This is a genomic window from Streptomyces sp. NPDC101194 (assembly GCF_044767885.1).
Taxonomy (GTDB): Bacteria; Actinomycetota; Actinomycetes; order Streptomycetales; family Streptomycetaceae; genus Streptomyces.
In genome coordinates this window covers 46466-62998 of sequence record NZ_JBIWOS010000017.1, presented here as the reverse complement: position 1 = coordinate 62998, position 16533 = coordinate 46466, and the positions used below count along the sequence as shown (strand labels likewise).

The 16533-nt window shown below is 68.5% G+C and carries 21 protein-coding genes and 2 pseudogenes; 17 read left to right on the top strand and 6 right to left on the bottom strand.

The genetic code is table 11. The annotated features are described in order from the left end of the window. Positions 1–17: 17 nt before the first annotated feature. Complete coding sequence (locus ACIRP2_RS37345) at positions 18–419, top strand: transposase (RefSeq protein WP_404258226.1); 402 nt, start codon at positions 18–20, stop codon at positions 417–419. Between the two features lie 313 nt (positions 420–732). Here the strand turns inward: ACIRP2_RS37345 and ACIRP2_RS37340 are convergent, their stop codons facing one another. Together ACIRP2_RS37340 and ACIRP2_RS37335 are read right to left on the bottom strand one after the other, a co-directional pair. Continuing rightward, positions 733–1029, bottom strand: a complete 297-nt coding sequence (locus tag ACIRP2_RS37340; RefSeq protein ID WP_404258225.1) for a hypothetical protein — start codon at positions 1027–1029, stop codon at positions 733–735. Between the two features lie 30 nt (positions 1030–1059). Continuing rightward, positions 1060–1578, bottom strand: a complete 519-nt coding sequence (locus tag ACIRP2_RS37335; protein WP_404258224.1) for a hypothetical protein — start codon at positions 1576–1578, stop codon at positions 1060–1062. A 612-nt stretch (positions 1579–2190) separates the two neighbouring features. Here ACIRP2_RS37335 and ACIRP2_RS37330 point away from each other — a divergent pair. The 8 genes and pseudogenes from ACIRP2_RS37330 to ACIRP2_RS37295 all read left to right on the top strand — a co-directional run bounded on the left by ACIRP2_RS37330 (position 2191) and on the right by ACIRP2_RS37295 (position 7801). Next, positions 2191–3258, top strand: coding sequence for an IS110 family transposase (locus tag ACIRP2_RS37330; protein ID WP_404258265.1), 1068 nt, complete (start codon positions 2191–2193; stop codon positions 3256–3258). A gap of 153 nt (positions 3259–3411) precedes the next feature. Further along, positions 3412–3576 carry a hypothetical protein gene (locus ACIRP2_RS37325; RefSeq protein WP_404258223.1) on the top strand — a complete coding sequence of 55 codons (165 nt, stop codon included), beginning with the start codon at positions 3412–3414 and terminating at the stop codon, positions 3574–3576. A 54-nt stretch (positions 3577–3630) separates the two neighbouring features. Beyond that, positions 3631–3801, top strand: coding sequence for a hypothetical protein (locus ACIRP2_RS37320; protein WP_404258222.1), 171 nt, complete (start codon positions 3631–3633; stop codon positions 3799–3801). A 292-nt stretch (positions 3802–4093) separates the two neighbouring features. Then, positions 4094–4885, top strand: coding sequence for a hypothetical protein (locus ACIRP2_RS37315; protein ID WP_404258221.1), 792 nt, complete (start codon positions 4094–4096; stop codon positions 4883–4885). A gap of 170 nt (positions 4886–5055) precedes the next feature. Beyond that, positions 5056–5331: a DUF6233 domain-containing protein gene (locus ACIRP2_RS37310; protein ID WP_404258264.1), complete on the top strand. Its 276-nt coding sequence runs from the start codon at positions 5056–5058 to the stop codon at positions 5329–5331. A 131-nt stretch (positions 5332–5462) separates the two neighbouring features. After that, a complete protein-coding gene (locus tag ACIRP2_RS37305) occupies positions 5463–5936 on the top strand; it encodes a hypothetical protein (RefSeq protein ID WP_404258220.1) in 474 nt (157 codons plus the stop codon). A gap of 192 nt (positions 5937–6128) precedes the next feature. After that, on the top strand, positions 6129–6788 hold the full coding sequence (locus tag ACIRP2_RS37300; RefSeq protein ID WP_404258219.1) for a hypothetical protein: 660 nt from the start codon (positions 6129–6131) through the stop codon (positions 6786–6788). 181 nt (positions 6789–6969) lie between these two features. Next, positions 6970–7801, top strand: a pseudogene (locus ACIRP2_RS37295) (IS5 family transposase). A 506-nt stretch (positions 7802–8307) separates the two neighbouring features. On the opposite strand, the gene ACIRP2_RS37290 reads toward ACIRP2_RS37295, so the two are convergent. The 3 genes from ACIRP2_RS37290 to ACIRP2_RS37280 form a co-directional block, all read right to left on the bottom strand. Then, entirely contained in the window at positions 8308–8943 is a 636-nt protein-coding gene (locus ACIRP2_RS37290) for an L-threonylcarbamoyladenylate synthase (protein ID WP_404258218.1), read from the bottom strand. 69 nt (positions 8944–9012) lie between these two features. Then, on the bottom strand, positions 9013–10581 hold the full coding sequence (locus ACIRP2_RS37285) for an FUSC family protein (protein ID WP_404258217.1): 1569 nt from the start codon (positions 10579–10581) through the stop codon (positions 9013–9015). Between the two features lie 68 nt (positions 10582–10649). Further along, positions 10650–11252: a cysteine hydrolase family protein gene (locus ACIRP2_RS37280; protein ID WP_404258216.1), complete on the bottom strand. Its 603-nt coding sequence runs from the start codon at positions 11250–11252 to the stop codon at positions 10650–10652. A 72-nt stretch (positions 11253–11324) separates the two neighbouring features. On the opposite strand from ACIRP2_RS37280, the gene ACIRP2_RS37275 reads away from it, so the two are divergent. Then, positions 11325–11825, top strand: a complete 501-nt coding sequence (locus ACIRP2_RS37275; protein WP_404258215.1) for a MarR family winged helix-turn-helix transcriptional regulator — start codon at positions 11325–11327, stop codon at positions 11823–11825. A 4-nt stretch (positions 11826–11829) separates the two neighbouring features. On the opposite strand, the pseudogene ACIRP2_RS37270 reads toward ACIRP2_RS37275, so the two are convergent. Beyond that, positions 11830–11976 (bottom strand): annotated as a pseudogene (locus ACIRP2_RS37270) (hypothetical protein); the annotation flags it as partial. 201 nt (positions 11977–12177) lie between these two features. On the opposite strand from ACIRP2_RS37270, the gene ACIRP2_RS37265 reads away from it, so the two are divergent. The 7 genes from ACIRP2_RS37265 (at position 12178) to ACIRP2_RS37235 (ending at position 15540) form a co-directional block, all read left to right on the top strand. Then, positions 12178–12348, top strand: coding sequence for a hypothetical protein (locus ACIRP2_RS37265; RefSeq protein ID WP_404258214.1), 171 nt, complete (start codon positions 12178–12180; stop codon positions 12346–12348). Positions 12349–12644: 296 nt separating this feature from the next. Continuing rightward, a complete protein-coding gene (locus ACIRP2_RS37260) occupies positions 12645–13271 on the top strand; it encodes a hypothetical protein (protein ID WP_404258213.1) in 627 nt (208 codons plus the stop codon). A 47-nt stretch (positions 13272–13318) separates the two neighbouring features. Further along, entirely contained in the window at positions 13319–13540 is a 222-nt protein-coding gene (locus ACIRP2_RS37255) for a hypothetical protein (RefSeq protein ID WP_404258212.1), read from the top strand. A 514-nt stretch (positions 13541–14054) separates the two neighbouring features. Beyond that, positions 14055–14249, top strand: coding sequence for a hypothetical protein (locus ACIRP2_RS37250; RefSeq protein WP_404258211.1), 195 nt, complete (start codon positions 14055–14057; stop codon positions 14247–14249). 143 nt (positions 14250–14392) lie between these two features. Continuing rightward, positions 14393–14536: a hypothetical protein gene (locus ACIRP2_RS37245; RefSeq protein ID WP_404258210.1), complete on the top strand. Its 144-nt coding sequence runs from the start codon at positions 14393–14395 to the stop codon at positions 14534–14536. 4 nt (positions 14537–14540) lie between these two features. Continuing rightward, on the top strand, positions 14541–15059 hold the full coding sequence (locus tag ACIRP2_RS37240; RefSeq protein ID WP_404258209.1) for a hypothetical protein: 519 nt from the start codon (positions 14541–14543) through the stop codon (positions 15057–15059). A gap of 46 nt (positions 15060–15105) precedes the next feature. Next, on the top strand, positions 15106–15540 hold the full coding sequence (locus tag ACIRP2_RS37235) for a hypothetical protein (protein WP_404258208.1): 435 nt from the start codon (positions 15106–15108) through the stop codon (positions 15538–15540). Positions 15541–16533 lie beyond the last annotated feature (993 nt).

Below are 16533 nucleotides of genomic sequence, written 5' to 3'. Positions count from 1 at the left end.
CGGACCGCCCGGGCCGCATGCACGACCAGACCGCGATGCGTACCGAGGGTATAACCGAGCAACTCCGACTCCACCCAAAGGCGACAGCCGAGGTCGACGAGGGCTACCGGGGCCTGGCCAACGAGTTCCCCGACCAGGTCAGCGCACCGCCGAAGAAGCCGAAGGACGACGCGCCGCTCGGCGAGCAGTACGCCTGGCGGGAGATCCGCCGACGACAGTCCTCGGAGCGGATCTGTGTCGAGCACGCCAACGCCGAGCTGCGGCAGTGGTGCCCTCTGCAGCGATACACCGGCCGACGTGACGACTACGCCGAGACCCATCGTGCGATCGCTTCACTGATCTCGGATCGCTCTGCCCGTCGGGCGACCCACCGCAAGCCGAGCACCGAACTGGTTCTCGCCCGGCAGGCGACATGCTGATCAACGACCAACCAAACTGCCAGGCCAGCACGCCCCGACCTCAATCGCGGACCGAGTTGTAAGCCCTCAAAGATCACCTTGACGGCGGCCTTGGCAGTGGGACGGTGGCTGTCTCTCCGGGCTGGGAGGCGTCTGCGGCCGGTCGCCAGACAGTCGGACAGCTCGACCTGAAGCGCCCCACCACAGGGCCTACGGTGCGGTCGGCGACCTGCGACGTCGTGGTCGCTTCCAGATGCTCAACGACCTGGGCCCGCCGGAGCCACGCTGACCGCCGCCGTTCGTGCGCTGGCCGAAGCGCCTTGGGCTGCGCGTCTCAGGCTTTCGGCGGCCTCGCGCCGGGCAGCTCCCCGGAGAAGGCCCACCACTGCTCGATGGTCCACACGGCGACGCTGGAGCGGTCGGTGGACATCCGCAGCCACACCTCCTCGCCGCCGGGCATGAGCGCCACCTCCAGGTGCGCCTCATCCCACGTGCCCACCGGGTACATCCACTCGATGCCGTCGGGCCAGACCCGCATCGCCACCGTGCGCACACTCAGCGCCGCGGCGAAGGCGTCCATCGCCGCCCTGGGTACCCGCACCTCCGCCGGCTCCGGTTCAATCCCTGCCACTCCGAGCCCCTTCCCCTTGACTGTCCGACGTCAGCGGTCCGCAGTGCCCATGCTCTCGAAGGTCTCGCGCATCAACTGGTCGATGGCCCCAGGCTTTTCGACCAGGGAGTCAAAGAGGTCAGCGAGCAGCCACAGCACGAAACCGTGGACCATCGCCTCCTTCGGCGGGATCTCCCCGAACCGGCCGCGCCAGGCCACGGTGTCCATGCCCATCGCGGCGGCCATGAGGACACCGGTGACCATCGGCACCTGCTCCGGGTCGGCCGGCTCGAAGGAAGGAAGCCGACCAATCACAGCAGGGATGAGATCGCTGAGCGGATCAAGCCGATCCCCGCCACCGGGCGGCTCGGCAATCAGATACCCGGTCAAGACCCCCACCAGGAACACCGTGCCCCGGGAGACCTCTTCACGCCCGACGGAGTCCACCGCGGCCTTCACCCGCTGCTGCGCCTGCTGGCGCTCCTCGGCGGGCGTCCGCTCCTCCAGGACCCGGTAGGCGTCCCACGCCGCACGGACCGCCTCATCCACCACTACACCGTCACTGGTCATGAACCAGACCGTAGGCGAGATGACACACGATACGGATGAGCCATCACGGAAACTGCAGCACCCGCACCCTGTGAGGGCTATCAGGCTCACAGCTTTTTCCCCAGGCGGGCGGGGTGACCTGTCAGGGTGTGAGGCTGTGAGGTATCGGCTTCGCGGGCCGTGCTCCCGCACGCCCTGGTCCCGGCCGCCAGCCCGGAGGACGATGGATTAGTGGGCAAGCACAACGAGGACCAGGAGCACGTTGCCCAACCGGCGCGGCCGCCGCTCACCGCGCCCCGCGCCCGCGAGATCACGGCCGGGCTGCGCGAGGCGATGGACGACGTCCGGCGCTCTGTGACGGTGCTCGCCGCCCGGGTCCGCGACGCCCACGCCGCCCGCGTCTGGCTCCCCCTCGAGCACAGCAGCTGGGAGTCGTACTGCGCGCACGAAGCGGTCACCGCCGGCACCGAGACATCTCGCACGCGAGACACCCCACCATCCGCTGCGGCCGCGCTCGGCTACGGCCTGTCCCAGCGCGCCCTGATCGCCGTCTCCAGCCGCGCGGAGGACGTCGCGGAGCCCCTGATCACCCGCCGCCTCGCCACGGCAGTCGGAAAGGCAGCACAACCCCGCATGACAGCAGATGAGATAGCGGTGATCGGGGGCGTCGACACCCACACCGACCTCCACCAGGCGGCAGTCATCGACAGTATCGGCCAACACCTCGCGACCGAGGCGTTCGAGACCACCCCGGCCGGGTACCGGCGACTGTTGGACTGGCTACGTTCACATGGCGAGGTCCTCGCCCTCGGCATGGAGGGCACCGGAGCCTACGGCGCCGAACTCGCCCGCTTCCTGACCGCGCACGGCGTCACGGTGGTGGAGGTGGACCGGCCCGACCGCAAGGCCCGCCGCACCAACGGCAAGTCCGATCCCATCGACGCCTACGCGGCCGCGACCGCGGTCCTGTCCGGCCGGGCCACAGGAACTCCCAAGAGCCGCGACGGGATCGTGGAAGCGATCCGGGTCCTACGCGTGACCCGCAAGAGCGCGGTCAAGGCCCGCACCCAGACCATCAACCAAATCCGCACCCTCATCGTCACCGCCCCTTCCGAAGTACGCGACAAACTGCGCGGCTTGTCCGCGCGCGAGTTGATCGACACACTCGCCCGTTCCCGTCCCACCGGTGATCTCGACGGCCTCACCTGCGCGGTCAGGACAGCACTCCGGCGGCTCGCTCGCCGCTACCAAATGCTTGACGAGGAGATCAAAGATGCGGACAAAGAGATCGGACCGCTTGTCACCCGGGCCGCACCCCGGCTCGTCGCACTGCCCGGAGTCGGCCCTGAAACCGCCGGCCAGCTGCTGACGAGCGGGGGTGACAATCCCGACCGGCTCCGCTCCGAGGCAGCCTTCGCACACCTCTGCGGAGCGGCCCCCGTCCCTGCGAGCTCCGGCCGGACCAACCGCCACCGCCTCAATCGTGGCGGCGACCGCGCAGCCAACAACGCCTTGCACACCATCGTCCTGGTCCGCATGAAATGCGACCAGCGCACCCAGGAGTACGTCGTCCGACGCACGGCAGAGGGCATGGTCAAAAAGGACATCATGCGTTGCCTGAAACGGTTCGTCGCCCGCGAGATCTACCGCCACCTACCCCACGTGATCCACACCACCCGAACCCTTCCACAGACCACTTGACGATCTATAGGAGCTTCTCCTCCGGCTCACCACATAGGACACGGTCCAAACAGGGGGGTTGTGGCGTGATTACTCATTCGGTGACTTCAACTCCGCGGAATGGCAAGCCCGTCGGGCCGCGCCGCGTGCTGATTCCCGTACAGGGATTCGGCATTGCAGAAGCGACTGTCGCCCGGATGCTTGATGAAGCGGGCGACGCCAACGCAGGCCCGCGTCCTGGCCCCCGGTGAGTACATCCCGTACGGGGCTCACCCCGTCCTGATCGCCGACACGACCGTCTACGACGCCACGCGCGTCGAGGAAATGCTGCGTCAGTGAGGTCCTCTGCCGAGACCGTGGCTGGTTTTCACCTCCGATGCCCCGGCCCGCCCGGTGGCCGAGGCGCGCTATCTGGTGCGCGCTCTGGAGGGACGGCTGGCGGGAGTGGCGAGGGTGCCGTACCTGCCGGTCCTGCGTGCGGTCAAGGGGCCCGATGAGGCCCTGGAATACAAAGACGTCCGGGCCGCTGCACAGAAGCTGCGGCGCACGATGGAGGGGAAATGATCACGGGCGTGAGGCCGGTCAGGCTGGCGGACGGCCTGATCCCGGGAGCCAAGCCGAAGAAGATCCCGGGCCTGGACGGACCGGTGACGACCTTGCTCGGATACGGGGCTGTGGCTGCTGGTCCTGGCCGGCGTCGTCGGTGTCGGCATCGGCGTCTTCAAGCTCGTGACGTCGGACAAGGGGCGTGGGGGTGGCGGCAGCGAGCCGTTCAAGTGGATGGGCGGGGGAGTCGCCGCCATCCTCCTGTCAGGGTCCCTGATCGCCATCCTCAACGGCATCGCGGGGGGCTGACGTGTCGCGCACACGGGGGGCCTGGGGCGTGAAGGCCAAGTGGGCGGCCGGTGGACTCGCCGCTGCCGTGGTCCTGCTGACGGGTTATGCGATGGTCAGCGGGGACGGGGACGACTTCGCGAAGGGCAAGGACGGGCGCCCCGCCGGGTCCGGCTCCGCGACGCCTTCCCCGGGGTACTCGGCCCCGGAGGACTGGACCGAACCGGAGCGGTGGGCGGCCCTGCCCAGGGGCGCCCGCACGGACAAGTACGGCAGCGAGGTCGGTTTCGCGCACACCACCGAGGGCGCCGCGGCGATGCTCGCGGCCGCCAGTTCCAGCCCCGTGGGGAGCGGCAAGACGTCTGTCGACGAGCAGCTGCGCATCTACTACTCGTACGTCGGCAAGGCCGACCGGTCCGACGAGAATGCCGAGCAGATCGAGCTGGCCGCCGGGGACACCGACAGGTCCCTGGCCCGGGAAATGGGTGTGCGTGCGGGTCAGCCGCTTCCGCCCGGCGCGTACGTGCACAGCACCGTGGTCGGCTACGAGGTCATCAAGGCGTCTTCCGGCGAGGTCAGCCTCTGGCTGCTGTCCAGGGTCGTGCAGAAGAACGGCGAGACGGCCAAGGAGAAGGGCTCCTACACCCACAGCCTGGCCGGTGCCCAGTGGGAGGACGGCGACTGGAAGTTGACCGGGGCCGCCACAGGCCGGGCCCAGCAGGGCGCCCAGGGCCAGGCGCGGCCGAAGATGGTCGCCCCGGGCGACGCCGCGTTCAATTCTTCCGGGTCGACTGCCATCCGGGAGGCGTCGTGAGGCGCCGGTTCACCGCTTTCCTCTGCCCGGGGGAGCCGCGATGGGAATGGTCCCCGTCGAGCAGGTTCCGCTCGCCCTGTCCTTCTCCTCGACTGGAATCCTGCACGTCGCGGGGAGCGCTGGCCTGACATCGATCCACCACTTCTCATCCTGAGGCTGCAAGGCGCCGCCTGACACGAGGTGGCGCCTACGCATGTCGAACAGCGGGGCCCGCCGTCACTGACGGCGGGCCCCGCTGGCGCGACGCCCGGGAGCGGGCTCGGGCCGAGCAGTCGTGGAAGATCCAGCCCAAACGCTCTGGCGACACCGCGATGCTGCACCGGGGTGGATGCACCCTGTACAACTCCGACCTCGGTTTCCTCGACAGAGACGAGGCGATCACCGCCATGAGGGAGCCGGGCATTGAGCCGTGCGAGATCTGCCGGCCGGAGACGGAACTGACCTAGGCTGATTCGTTTGGATCACCGGACTCCGGCCCTGTGTTGTAATCCTCCAAACGGTGCTGGGGAGGGCCGATGAGAGATGAGGGGGACAGGGCGTGGCTGCTCGGGTTGGACGCGCTGCTGGGATGCTCGTGATGGCGATGGCCCTGCCGCTGGCCGGTTGCGGCGGTACCGGCGGCGGTGGCGGGAGTAACGAGCACGCGGCGGCTGCGATCGAGGCCGCCCGGGCCTACCAGCAGGCCTCGGTGGATCAGGACTGGGAGACCGCCTGCGAAGCCCGGACCGAACGCCTGCGGCAGAGTTTGGGGGCGGACACTATCGCCGAGTGCGTCGAAATCACTGGTGCGCCTCGGCTCGGCAACTACTCGGACGCGCAGGTGAGCATCGGTGAGACGGTCGAGGTCTCAGCCTTCGGTCCGCACCCGGCGGGAATCGGACTGCGGGTGACCTTGGAGACCGGTACAGGGGGACTCGGCATGACCACTCACACCGCGCTGCGGCTCGTTCCTGGGGAACAGGGTAAGTGGCTCGTAGATCAGGCGGTCAACCTCGTCGGCACCGAGGGCACGGACGCCGAGGCCGTGTGGGCCGCGCTCGATCGCAAGTGAGCTAGGCTGATTCGTTTGGATCACTCTTGCTGGCCGAGGTTGTCGTTGATGATGACGTCCGCGTGACTAATCGCTAACAGCGTCCGCCAGTAGGTGGTTGACTGAGCGGTTGGTAGCCAGGCAGGTGTAGCCCCAGGCGAGTGGCATGCGTCTACTGGGGTCCCCAGACCCGCATCGGTCAGACTGCACACCATGAGCGAACTCCTCGACGGTAGTGGTGGGATCCCCGGCTTCCTGAGTGCCTGGTACGGCCCACCCGATTGTCCCGCCGATACCGAGATACCGGGCGCCGACCGGCTGCCGCCAGCGTTGCGGGAGTGGTATGCGATGACCTCGCGGTACATCCGGCCGGTTTTGTTCAATCACAAAGTCTTCCCGGCAGACCAAGTGTGCGAATACGACGGCGTGCTCGAGTTCTGCATGGACGACTTCGGGTATCAGCAGTTCGGCGTCGCACCTGGTGACGCGGACTCGGTGGTGCTCCAACGGGTGGTGGACAGTGATGATCTGTGGGAGCCGTGGGGTTTGACTCTGTCTCAGTTCTTGCACGGGCTGTTGGTACACGAGACGACTCAGGGGGCTCGCCACGCCGCAGTGGCCAGCCAACTCACTTCTGATCAGGTTGAATACCTCCTCGCGCCACTGCGCAAGATGTCCGGCCCGGAGCTGTTCACCACGTACTACGTGGGCGAGGGACTGCTCGCCACCGCCTGGCCGAGCACGGGCGCCGAGGGCTGCTGGACGGTCCAGCTCGCGGCCCGGACCGACGGGCTGCTTACATACGCTGAATCCTTGCCCGGGGTCAAGTTCGGGCCGGGCGAATGGTGTCCCAACGATGGCTTCACCGCCTGACCCTGTTCATCATTTCCGACCGAAACCATCCAGCTGCCAATGTCGACCTTCGGCGGTGCCACCTTGCGCGGCGCTTGGACGGTGAAGCCGATTCCTACCACGAGAATCGTGTAGGACGGTAGGCACGGCTGTTCAGCCTCGACCATGGAGTTCTCCATGCTTCGTGATCAACGGGGGATCCATGCCTGCCGTCCCATCAAGGATTCTGGACCTGATCCGCGACCAGTTCCTCGCTCTCCTGCCTGCACGCGAGAACCGGCACCCTCTGGGCTGCCATAACCCACGGATCAGCGACGGCGTCGTCTTCGATCGCCTGGTACAGGTCTTGCTCTTCGGCTGCGGATATGAACGGGCTGCGGACAGGCACTGCTCGGCCACCACCTTGCGGCGCCGCCGCGATGAGTGGATCGCCGCCGGCGTCATGGAGGATCTACGGCTGCTCGCTCTCGCCGCCTATGACCGCATGATCGGCCTCGAACTCGACCGACTGGCTGCGGACGGCTGCATCACCAAGGCGCCGTCCGGCGGCGAGTGCGCGGGCAAGAGCCCGGTCGACCGGGGCAAGATCGGCTTGAAACGCTCGCAGTTGGTTGACGGAGCTGGTGTACCGCTGGTCACCGAGCCCGCACCGGCCAACACCCGCGACCACACCCTACTGCCCACTACCCTCGACCTCTTCACCGCCCTGGAGCCAGTTCTCGGGCCGCTGCCGGAGCACCCGCGCCTCGCCTTGGACCGGCTACGACTACCGCCTGGTCCACGATGACCTGGCCAACCGCAGGATCGACGCCCGCATCGCCACACGCGGCGCGAGGACCCCGATCCAGATCGGTGGCCGCTGGGTCGTCGAGCGCACGAACTCCTGGATGAACAACTTCGGCAAAATCCGATGCTGCACCGAACGCCGCAAAGCCGTCATCGACTTCTTCCTCGCCCTGGCCTCCACCATCATCACCATCCGCTGCCTGATTCGACGCGCCTGGGCCCTCTACCGCTGGAACACTAGGCCTTGAAGGCCGCTCATCCGATGATCTACTGGCGGACGCCCTAAGCGCTCCGATTTCGACCTTCGGTGTCCTTGCCAGCACTGTGCTGCTCGTCGGATTCATTCGTGAGTACTGCTCCGGAGCGTCCGCTCTCTGTATCGCGGCTGGAGCTCTGATGCTCCTCAGCGCCCTCTGCACGCTTGTGCGTGACATGCGGCGCCTTCGAACAGAGGCTGGATGCTGACCGTGACTCGGATGCGATGACCTGCGGCAGGTCGCCCCATCTGTTCGCCCTGTCTACTTCGGGCAGATTCGGCGCCTACTTCGGAGAGATTCGTTCAATTCTGCTCATGGGCATTGGAGCTTCAGGCCGGTCCATAGCGTGCTGATCACACGGTCCCGCCTTGCCGCGTCTCTCCGGTCCAGTTGGCCCGAGGGAAGACGGCCTCCCCTCTACGCTGCAGCAGATCGATTGACGACAGGTCGGCGTTGACCTCTGGCGTTCGGTCGAGAAGCAGCCTCCCGACTGCCGGTCATGGGCGTGCCAGGATCTCCTTGATCGCTGTGTGGGGGAGTGCGCCCTCGCGCAGGATGACGGGGGTGTCCGCAGTGGTGAGGTCGACGATGGTGGACGGCATGTTCGTGCCGGTAGGGCCGCCGTCGAGGTAGGTGTGCACGGTGTCGCCGAGTTGGCGTCGGGCCTGTTCGGCCGTGGTGGCTGGGGGGCGGCCGGTGAGGTTAGCGCTGGACTGCGCGATGGGGCCGGCGCTGCGCAGCAGGGCGAGGGCCAGGGGGTGATCGGGCATGCGGAGCATGACGGTGCCGTGGGTGTTGCCGAGGTTCCAGGCCAGGGTGGGGGCGGCGGGCAGGATGAGGGAGAGTGCGCCGGGCCAGAAGGCTTCGGTCAGTCGCCGGGCTGCTGGTGGGAGGGTCTGGACGAGGGCTTCGGCGGTCGCGGGGTCGGCGACCAGGACGGAGGCGGGCTTGTCGGCGTCTCGTTGTTTGGCGGTCAGCAGGGCGTGGACGGCTCGGGGGTTGAAGGGGTCGGCGCCGATGGCGTAGACGGTGTCGGTGGGGAAGACCGTCAGGTGTCCGGCGCGCAGGGCGTCGGTGGCGTGGGTGATTCCGGTCTGCCGGGCTGCCTCGGTCCGGCAGTCGTATACGTGCATGGTTGGCTCCGGTGTCTGGTGCTGTTGTGGTGGAAGAGTTTCGGTCGACCCGGCTGCGTTGGACACCGGTTACCGGTGTGGGTCGTGTGCGGCCGGTGCGGGGGCGGAGCGAGGGGCGGGTCTGACGGCGAGGGTGGCCGCGCTGGTCGCGTGCCGTATGAGGTCGTGCGCGGCGTTGGTGATGTCCGCGCTGGTGCCGGGGGGACAGGGTTCGGGCGGTGCGGGCCGGGGCGTGGCCAGGCCGTCCAGTGCGGCGCCGGTGTGCCGGAGTTGCTGCGCCAGCTGGTGGAGTCCGTCGGCGCTGTAGGGCAGGGGCGGGGTGGCGTGGGGTGGGTGCGCGGTCAGGGGTGCGCGCAGGCGGGCGGAGGCGTCCCGGACGGCGTCGAGCCCGGCGATCAGTTGCCGCGGGGGGCGTGGCTGGGCGGCGAGTCTGTTCTTCGAGGTCGCCAGGTGCTGTTCGGCGGCCTCGACGGCGTCGCGGGTGTGGGCGCGTTCGGCGGGCGGGGGTCCTCCGGCCAGGGAGGCGACGCGGTCGAGGTAGCGGGCCTGCGCCATGAGCAGGTCCTCCAGGCGCCCGGGGATAAGGGTCTGTTCACGGTGCGGCCACAGGAAGAGGGTGGCCAGCGCCGCCAGGGCAGCGCCCGCCATGTTGTTCGAGACGCGCTCGGCTGCATCGATCCAGGTGGACTGGGTGTCCAGAGAGAGGAGCAGGAGCATGGCGGGTGCGGCGAAGATGGGCCACAGGCCGTAGTTGTAGCCGCGCAGGATCCGGGCGATGCCCGCACATATCACGGTGACGGCGGCCAGGGCCGGCGCGGACGGGGAAGGGGCGAGTATCAGCAGGGCGGCGGCAAAGCTGGAGCCCAGGACGTTGCCGATGACCCGCTTGGCCATGCGGCTGGTGGTCTGCCCCCAGGTCGGTCGCAGGCAGCCGAAGATGCCCGCCAGAACCCACATTCCGTGCGGGGTGTGGAGCAGGTCGACGGCGATGAAGGCGAGGGCGAAGCAGACCGCGAGCCGCACCTTGTGACGGAATTCCGGGGTACGGTCGGCGGCCGAGGCGCGCACCCCGGCCCAGTGCCGGACCCACACCCGGTCCTCGGGGCGGCGGGAGTCATGCGTCGTGGTCCGGACAGGGTCCGGGCGTCCTGCGATGAGCGGGAGGAGGAGCAGCAGGCTGGTCCACAGGCCGCCGGCGGCGAACAGCAGCACAAAGGTGCCGCCGCTGACGCCCGCCAGCCCCTGCACGGTCAACACCAGGGGGATGGCCGGCGCCATGCCCGCTGTCGTGACCGGCACGATCAGCACGATGGCCAGCACGGTCAGGGGAGGGCTACCGCTCACCAGGGTCCCCAGCACCGTGGCTGCCGAGCAGGCCAGCCATTGCCAGCCGATCTGCCTGACACGGCAGAGCAGATCACCTTGCGGGACCAGCAGATTCATCAGGTAGGCCCCGATGCCGGCCGCGACACCGAAGGCCGGACGGCCCGAGGCGATGCCGATCGCCAGCGGGACACCGAGGGCCAGGACCATGCCCACGCCGAAGGGCCAGGCCCAGTGGCCCTCACGGGCGAGGTAGAGGCCAGTGACCGTACGACCGGCGTCCCGCACGGACCGCAGGGATGCCTGTGCCGTCATGTCGCCTCCTCGAGGGTTCCGGCGCGGTCCGCGCCGACGGGGTGGTTGAGCGGCTGCCGCGGGCGCCGTCAGTGCGCCGACGCGGTGCGTGCCGCGGCCTCGAAGGCGGCCACGTCGATGACGTCGGCCTGGGTGGGCAGCAGCGAGGTGATCAGCGTGTCGTGCAGCTGCTGGTCGGGGTCGCCGCACACGTCGCCGAGCACCAGGAGGCGGTAGTCCTTGTCCGCGCCGTCGCGGACGGTGGACAGGATGACGCCGCTGGTGAAGATGCCGCCGAGCACCAGGGTGTCGATGCCCTGCTCGCGCAGCAGCGGGTCCAGCGAGCCTGTGGAGAACGCGCTCACACGGGTCTTGGTGACCGTCAGCGGCTGGTTCTCGCGGGCATCGCGCAGCGCCGGGTGCACCTCGTTCTCCGGTTCGGTCGCGGCCAGGGCGCCCGCCTGGGCGACGGGGGCGAAGGCCTTGTTGTGCGCGGGCACGGCGGCGTGGTCCTCGGGGGTGAAGGCCACACGGACGTGGATCTCGTGAATGCCGGCGTTCAGGGCGGCGCGCTGGGCGCGCTGGGCGGCCCTGAGGATGCGCTCGGAGTCCGGAAGGGCACCTAGCAGGGAGTGCTGGAGGTCCATCAGCAGCAGAGCAGTGCGCTCGGGGACTAGAGGGGAGGTGGTCATAGCCGTTCCTTTCAGCGGGGGGCACAAACAGATTACTACAGCGCTGAATAATCCTGTACTGTAGTAACTGTGATGAGTGAACGCGAGATCGATTGGCTCGACCCCGACGAACTGCGCGTATTCCGCGCCTTCAACCGCGCCTGGGAAGCCGCCACGGCCCGCCTGGAGGCCGACATGGAGCGCGAGGCCGGCCTGCCCCGCAGCTACTTCGACATCCTGTGGCGACTGCGCCGCGCCCCCGGCCGCACCCTGCGCATGACCCGGCTGGCGGAGCTCACGCACTCCAAGGCCAGCCGGATCACCCACGCGGTCGGCCGCCTGGAGGCCGCCGGACTGGTGCGCCGCGAGGTACCCGAGGGCGACCGCCGCGGCTGGCAGGCCGTCCTGACCGACGAAGGTCTGGCACGGGCCGAGCAGGCCGCACCCGTCTACGCCCGCAGCGTCCGCGACAACGTCCTCGCACCGCTCAACACCCAAGAGCGCGAACAGCTGACCGCCATCGGCGACAAGCTCCTGGCCCACCTGGACCCCGAGGCGCTGCCCGGCGCCGGGCAGCGGGAAGAACGGCCATGACCGGCTACTCCTGCCTGTCGTCCTCGTCCAACTCATACGTGTCCGGGGCGCGCAGGGAGCGCAGGGCGCCGACGGGCGGGGCCGACGCGGTGAAGCTGTAGCGGCCCAGGACGTTCAGATTTGCGTGCTCGAGTGAGGAGAGCCGGTCCACCGGGCAGCGTTGGCCACCGTTGCGTACAACCGCTTCCCTCCCCCGAGGCCGGAGTACTGCAACTCTCGAATACCGACACTGCGCCAGTGGCACGCGGGCACCGTGGACGCCCTGGTGGTGGGGTCCACAGCGCCGCGGCGCTGACCCTCACCTGGTCCTGGCCGTCGGGATGAGGGCGGGCCCGCCCGTTTGCCAGCGAGGTTGAAGCCGGTTCTTGCCGTCCAGGTCGGTGAGGCGCTGGGCGGCGCGATGGTGGTCGGGGAGCGGCAGGCCGGGGGCGGGACCTACACGCGGGTGGAGACGGATCTGGTGGTCGAGGTGCTGGCCGGGACCGGCCGGCACGGGACGCTCACCGTGACCCGGATGCGGTGACCTGCACGTCGCCTTTCGGATCCGTGGTCAGGTAGCGGATTCGCGTAGCGCTTGGCGCCGGTCGGCGATGCGGGCATGCGGGCCGCCGTCGGCCAGGTGCCGTGTCAGGGCCTCGCGCCCGGCACGGCGCACCTCGTCGAACTCCGTTGTTTCGTACAGGCGGAGGAGGTCGGCGGTGGCCTCTCCGCCTGTGCCGGCGGGGGCGCCACTGCTCTCGAGCGAGGAGACCGGGCACTTCGAACCAACCGCATCGACCTCCCCCTCGCCACGAGAAGGGACCAGCCACTGGAGACCCGTTGACCGCCACCCTGACCCCCGACCAGCTCGACCTCGAGGCCGCCCGCCTCTACGACACCGCCGCCTGGCAGCAGATCGTCACCAACTGGCAGTACACCGCCCCCGAGCCCACCCCCCGGGCGGCGACCGAGGCGACCAAGAGCCCGGCACCAGGGGACTGGCGGAACCTGCTGTCCGTCCCCGTCGACCAACTCGTCGACACCGCGATCCGCACCCTCCCCGCCGCCCCGCCCGACGAGCGCCCCCTGCCCGGCCGGCTCGGCGCGATCCTCCCCGACCGCCTCCACACCTGGCGCCGCATCGGACAAACCGACATCCGCCCGTCCACGCACCTCGCCTACGCCCGGCAGATCCTGACCGAGTGGGGCTGGCAGAACGGCCAGTACCGGCTCCGCAACAGCCGCGGTGCCCGCTGCATCTGCGGAGGCATGCTCACCGCCCACCGCCTCGGCTACGGCTCCACCGACAGCATGAACCAGGCCGGCGCCTGGCTCCTCACCGAACTCCGCACCCAGGGCTGGACCGGCCTCATCGGCGCATGGAACCGGGCCCCCAGCCGCACAGCTGCGGACGCGCTCAGCCTCATCGACGCCACCATCCGCCGCGCCTCCCACGCCGGACGCTAGACACGGGCGCTGCACAATCTTCCGCACCCTCGACCTGGAGGTACCTCATGTGGCAATCCCTTGTAGCGGTCGCAGGCACCCTCGCCGGCGTCCTCCTCACCTCGCTCATCCAGCGCACCGAACGCACCGCCGCTGCCAAAGAGGCCCGCCGCCGAGAAGCCCTGGCCGCCGTATCCGACCTGGGCACCGCACTGGAGACCGCCCGCACCAGGGCGCTCACCGCCGCCAACCAGGTCACCACCGACGCAGGCCGCCTACTCGCCGCCTGACCACCGACCCGCGCACCCGGGGGATAGCAGCCCGGACAAACCCCGCCCCATACGCCACGCTGGTACTGCACGGCCCGGACTGCCGAGTCTCACGGTGTCCCCGCGCCCGGATGACGCACAACGGGCCGTGCCACACACACCCCCCGCGCACGCTTTCTCGGCCCCGTTGGCACCAGCTGACGGGGCCTAAGCGCGCCATGGGGCGCCGCGAGAACAATATTTACATGTGACATGCGTCACTGGTAGTCCCGACAATTCTCACTGGCAATCCCGACAATTCGTTCCGTTCGTGTTACCCAGTCCACCACGTGCTGCTCAGTCCAGTTCAGGGCGCCTCGGAGGCTCACCTGAACCGTCATCAAACCTTCTTCAGGGCAAGGAGCTGGCTGTGTCACTGCGTAAACTGCTCGCCAACGCAAAAAGGAGCCCCGCTTCCTCGACACGGTTTCTGAGGCCATGGGTCGAGAGGGCTCCTTGCGCGGGTCCCTGCATCAGCACAACGAAAGGACTCCGAGTGAAGTCTAACGCACTACTCAGTGCGCTGCGTGTCGGGTTCGCCAAACACAGGCAGAACATCGCCCGCCACCTGCATAAGTGGGTGGCCAGTCACGGACGCGGCGTCCAAGCGAGTTTCATGTGCGGCGTGGCGTACCGGCTCGGCGACTTCGCGACGGGCCTGGTCATCGCCTGGCTGATCGCCCGGTACTGACCCGAGCTGGGGTGAGGTCGGCGCCAGCGCGTCGGTCTCACCCCCCGCCTACCCGTCCGGCACCTGCGGTCCGGGTCCTTCGCTACGAAGCCTCCCGGGTCTTCTTCAAGTGGAAGTCGGAGAAGGTCTACAGCCACGCTGCGGTGGTACGGGCCAACTCACGCGGTGAGATCCATCTCGTCCAGCACGGGATCAAGGAACTGACTACGCTCAGCGACGTGATCGCCCGCTACAAGAAGAAGGATCCGATCGAGAAGGTCCTGATCGTTCGCGTCAAGGACAGGTGACAGTGTGAGACACAGGGCCGTATGCGGAATAACGGCAGCCCTGCTGCTGAGCTTGTCCGCGTGCTCGCTGCTCGGGCCCGGCCTCCAGTACGAAACGGATTACGCCAACCACGAACCGCTGCATGTGTTCGGCTATCCGTCCACCGGATCCCTGCAAGTGGTCCAGGAGGTCGTGTGGCGCATCGCCGACGGCAAGGCCGGGGATCTGGAGAAGCTGGCGACCAGCGACAGCACCGACAGCGAGACCCGGAAGACGGCCGCGAACTGGATCAAAGGCTTCCAGAAAGGGGCCAAGGGTAAGGTCGCGGCCGACTTCTACGACGAGGCATCCGAACGCCAGGTGGTAGTGCTGTACTTCCAGGACACCCACCAGGTCAAGCAGATCACCGTGCGGGTGGACGACCCGGAAGGTGTCGACAGCTGGCGAGTTCGGATGAACGAACCCAGCTTGAAGGAAGCCACCAGCGCGCCTGACTGGGCTCCCAAGGAGCCCGGCGGGGATGGATCGATCTCCACCGGCTGAGCCCGGATCACAGGCGCGGGGCCTGGCACGGAGTGTGTGTGTCCCGTTGGGCCTCAAGAGCATGGTCATCGACGCGTGGTCGTGGCTGAACTACAAGCCGGTCTACTCCGACCCGTTGCTCGGCATGCCCAACCGCAAGGCGTTCCCTGAGGCCCACGGCTCCTGGGTACCGGCCGCCGATGAGCGCCGCCTCGCTGCGTACAAGCTCCTTGCCGCGTACGACAACAATCAGGTCGGCGAACTTGCCGAGCTCCGCGACGGCCCGCACGGTCTGGCTGTGCGCGGGGTGGTAGCGCACCGACCAGCACAGGGCGTGGTGGAACGGGTCGGCGGTGAAGGCGTGCCAGCTGCCTCTATCACGGTTGCGGTCGTAGCGCCCTCACATGTCGTCGCCCTGGTGGCTGCCGACCGCCTCGATGGCCTCGGGGCCCTGGCCGAGGGGGATGTGCGAGTCGTCGATGAACGGCAGGCTGGGCGGTGACCGAGATGGGTCGTCGGGCCCAATTGCTGGTACGGATGGCTATTCGTCAGGGGTGACTTCCGGAGCCGGGACGGTGCTCGCCCTCGGGGTCAGTGCACCGACGCCATCGGCGAATAGACGTGGGAGCTGATTCGCAAGCACGGAGGGCGCGACCGTGCGGTGGACCGGCAGCCAGGTGACGGTGGCCAGGAGAGGGTCACCTTTCGCATCCAGTGGCGCGAAGCCCCAGCCACGGTGGCCACCCCTCGTGCCCCAGAAGACCACGATCCCATGCCTCCACGGCCCGTGTTCCAGCGCCGGGTCGCCTTCCGGCCAGTACAAAGCGGTGCCGCCGGACTCGTCCCATCGCTCAGTCGGGGGGATGCCGGCATCGGTGAGTGCTTCGGTCACGGCTGTGCAGTACCGGCGCCCCTCGGCGCAGTCCACGGTTGGCTCCCCGTCGGTGCCGCCGGCGTTCATCGACGATCCTTGTGCTGGGCCAAAACGCGGTCATGGTATACGCGCCATTTTGTCGAACGCGGAGTGTGCTGACTCCGTGGTGAGGAAGTCTCCCGATCCGGTCTCGAAGGCACGTGCGTCCAGCGCGTCGGCAAGGGCAAGGGCGGCGTGAGCTGCTGCATCTCAGCAGTCCGTTCCCGTTCGAGATCGACCCCGTCGGGCTCGCGCGGCAGTGACCGGACCCCGCACCTACAAGACCCCCGGCAGGCAGCGCCGGGAGTCTTGTCGCGTCCGAGGGTACGTGGTCGCTTGGCGGAGATGACCGCAGCGGTCGCCCCGGACGGTGGATGCAGTGGCGTCCCTCTTGCTGATTGGCCGCTCAAGGTGTCCTGGCGGAAGATGAGTGAGGGCCCAGGAACCTGCATCGTTCCTGGGCCCTCGTGGTTGTGCTGGTTGTGTATTGGTCGGCAGAGTCCTATCGGGTGAGCCAGGCGGAGCCGCTGACAGTGCTGATCACTCCGGTGGCGATAACGACGAGTCCGTAGGGAATACGTT

What these genes read in the sequence shown, in the direction of transcription:
- ACIRP2_RS37305 (WP_404258220.1), top strand. Translation starts at nt 5,463, where the DNA reads ATGGCGATGGCCCTGCCGCTGGCCGGTTGCGGCGGTACCGGCGGCGGT.
- ACIRP2_RS37300 (WP_404258219.1), top strand. Translation starts at nt 6,129, where the DNA reads ATGAGCGAACTCCTCGACGGTAGTGGTGGGATCCCCGGCTTCCTGAGT.
- ACIRP2_RS37275 (WP_404258215.1), top strand. Translation starts at nt 11,325, where the DNA reads ATGAGTGAACGCGAGATCGATTGGCTCGACCCCGACGAACTGCGCGTA.
- ACIRP2_RS37335 (WP_404258224.1), bottom strand. Translation starts at nt 1,578, where the DNA reads ATGACCAGTGACGGTGTAGTGGTGGATGAGGCGGTCCGTGCGGCGTGG.
- ACIRP2_RS37280 (WP_404258216.1), bottom strand. Translation starts at nt 11,252, where the DNA reads ATGACCACCTCCCCTCTAGTCCCCGAGCGCACTGCTCTGCTGCTGATG.
- ACIRP2_RS37285 (WP_404258217.1), bottom strand. Translation starts at nt 10,581, where the DNA reads ATGACGGCACAGGCATCCCTGCGGTCCGTGCGGGACGCCGGTCGTACG.
- ACIRP2_RS37330 (WP_404258265.1), top strand. Translation starts at nt 2,191, where the DNA reads ATGACAGCAGATGAGATAGCGGTGATCGGGGGCGTCGACACCCACACC.
- ACIRP2_RS37290 (WP_404258218.1), bottom strand. Translation starts at nt 8,943, where the DNA reads ATGCACGTATACGACTGCCGGACCGAGGCAGCCCGGCAGACCGGAATC.
- ACIRP2_RS37345 (WP_404258226.1), top strand. Translation starts at nt 18, where the DNA reads ATGCACGACCAGACCGCGATGCGTACCGAGGGTATAACCGAGCAACTC.
- ACIRP2_RS37255 (WP_404258212.1), top strand. Translation starts at nt 13,319, where the DNA reads ATGTGGCAATCCCTTGTAGCGGTCGCAGGCACCCTCGCCGGCGTCCTC.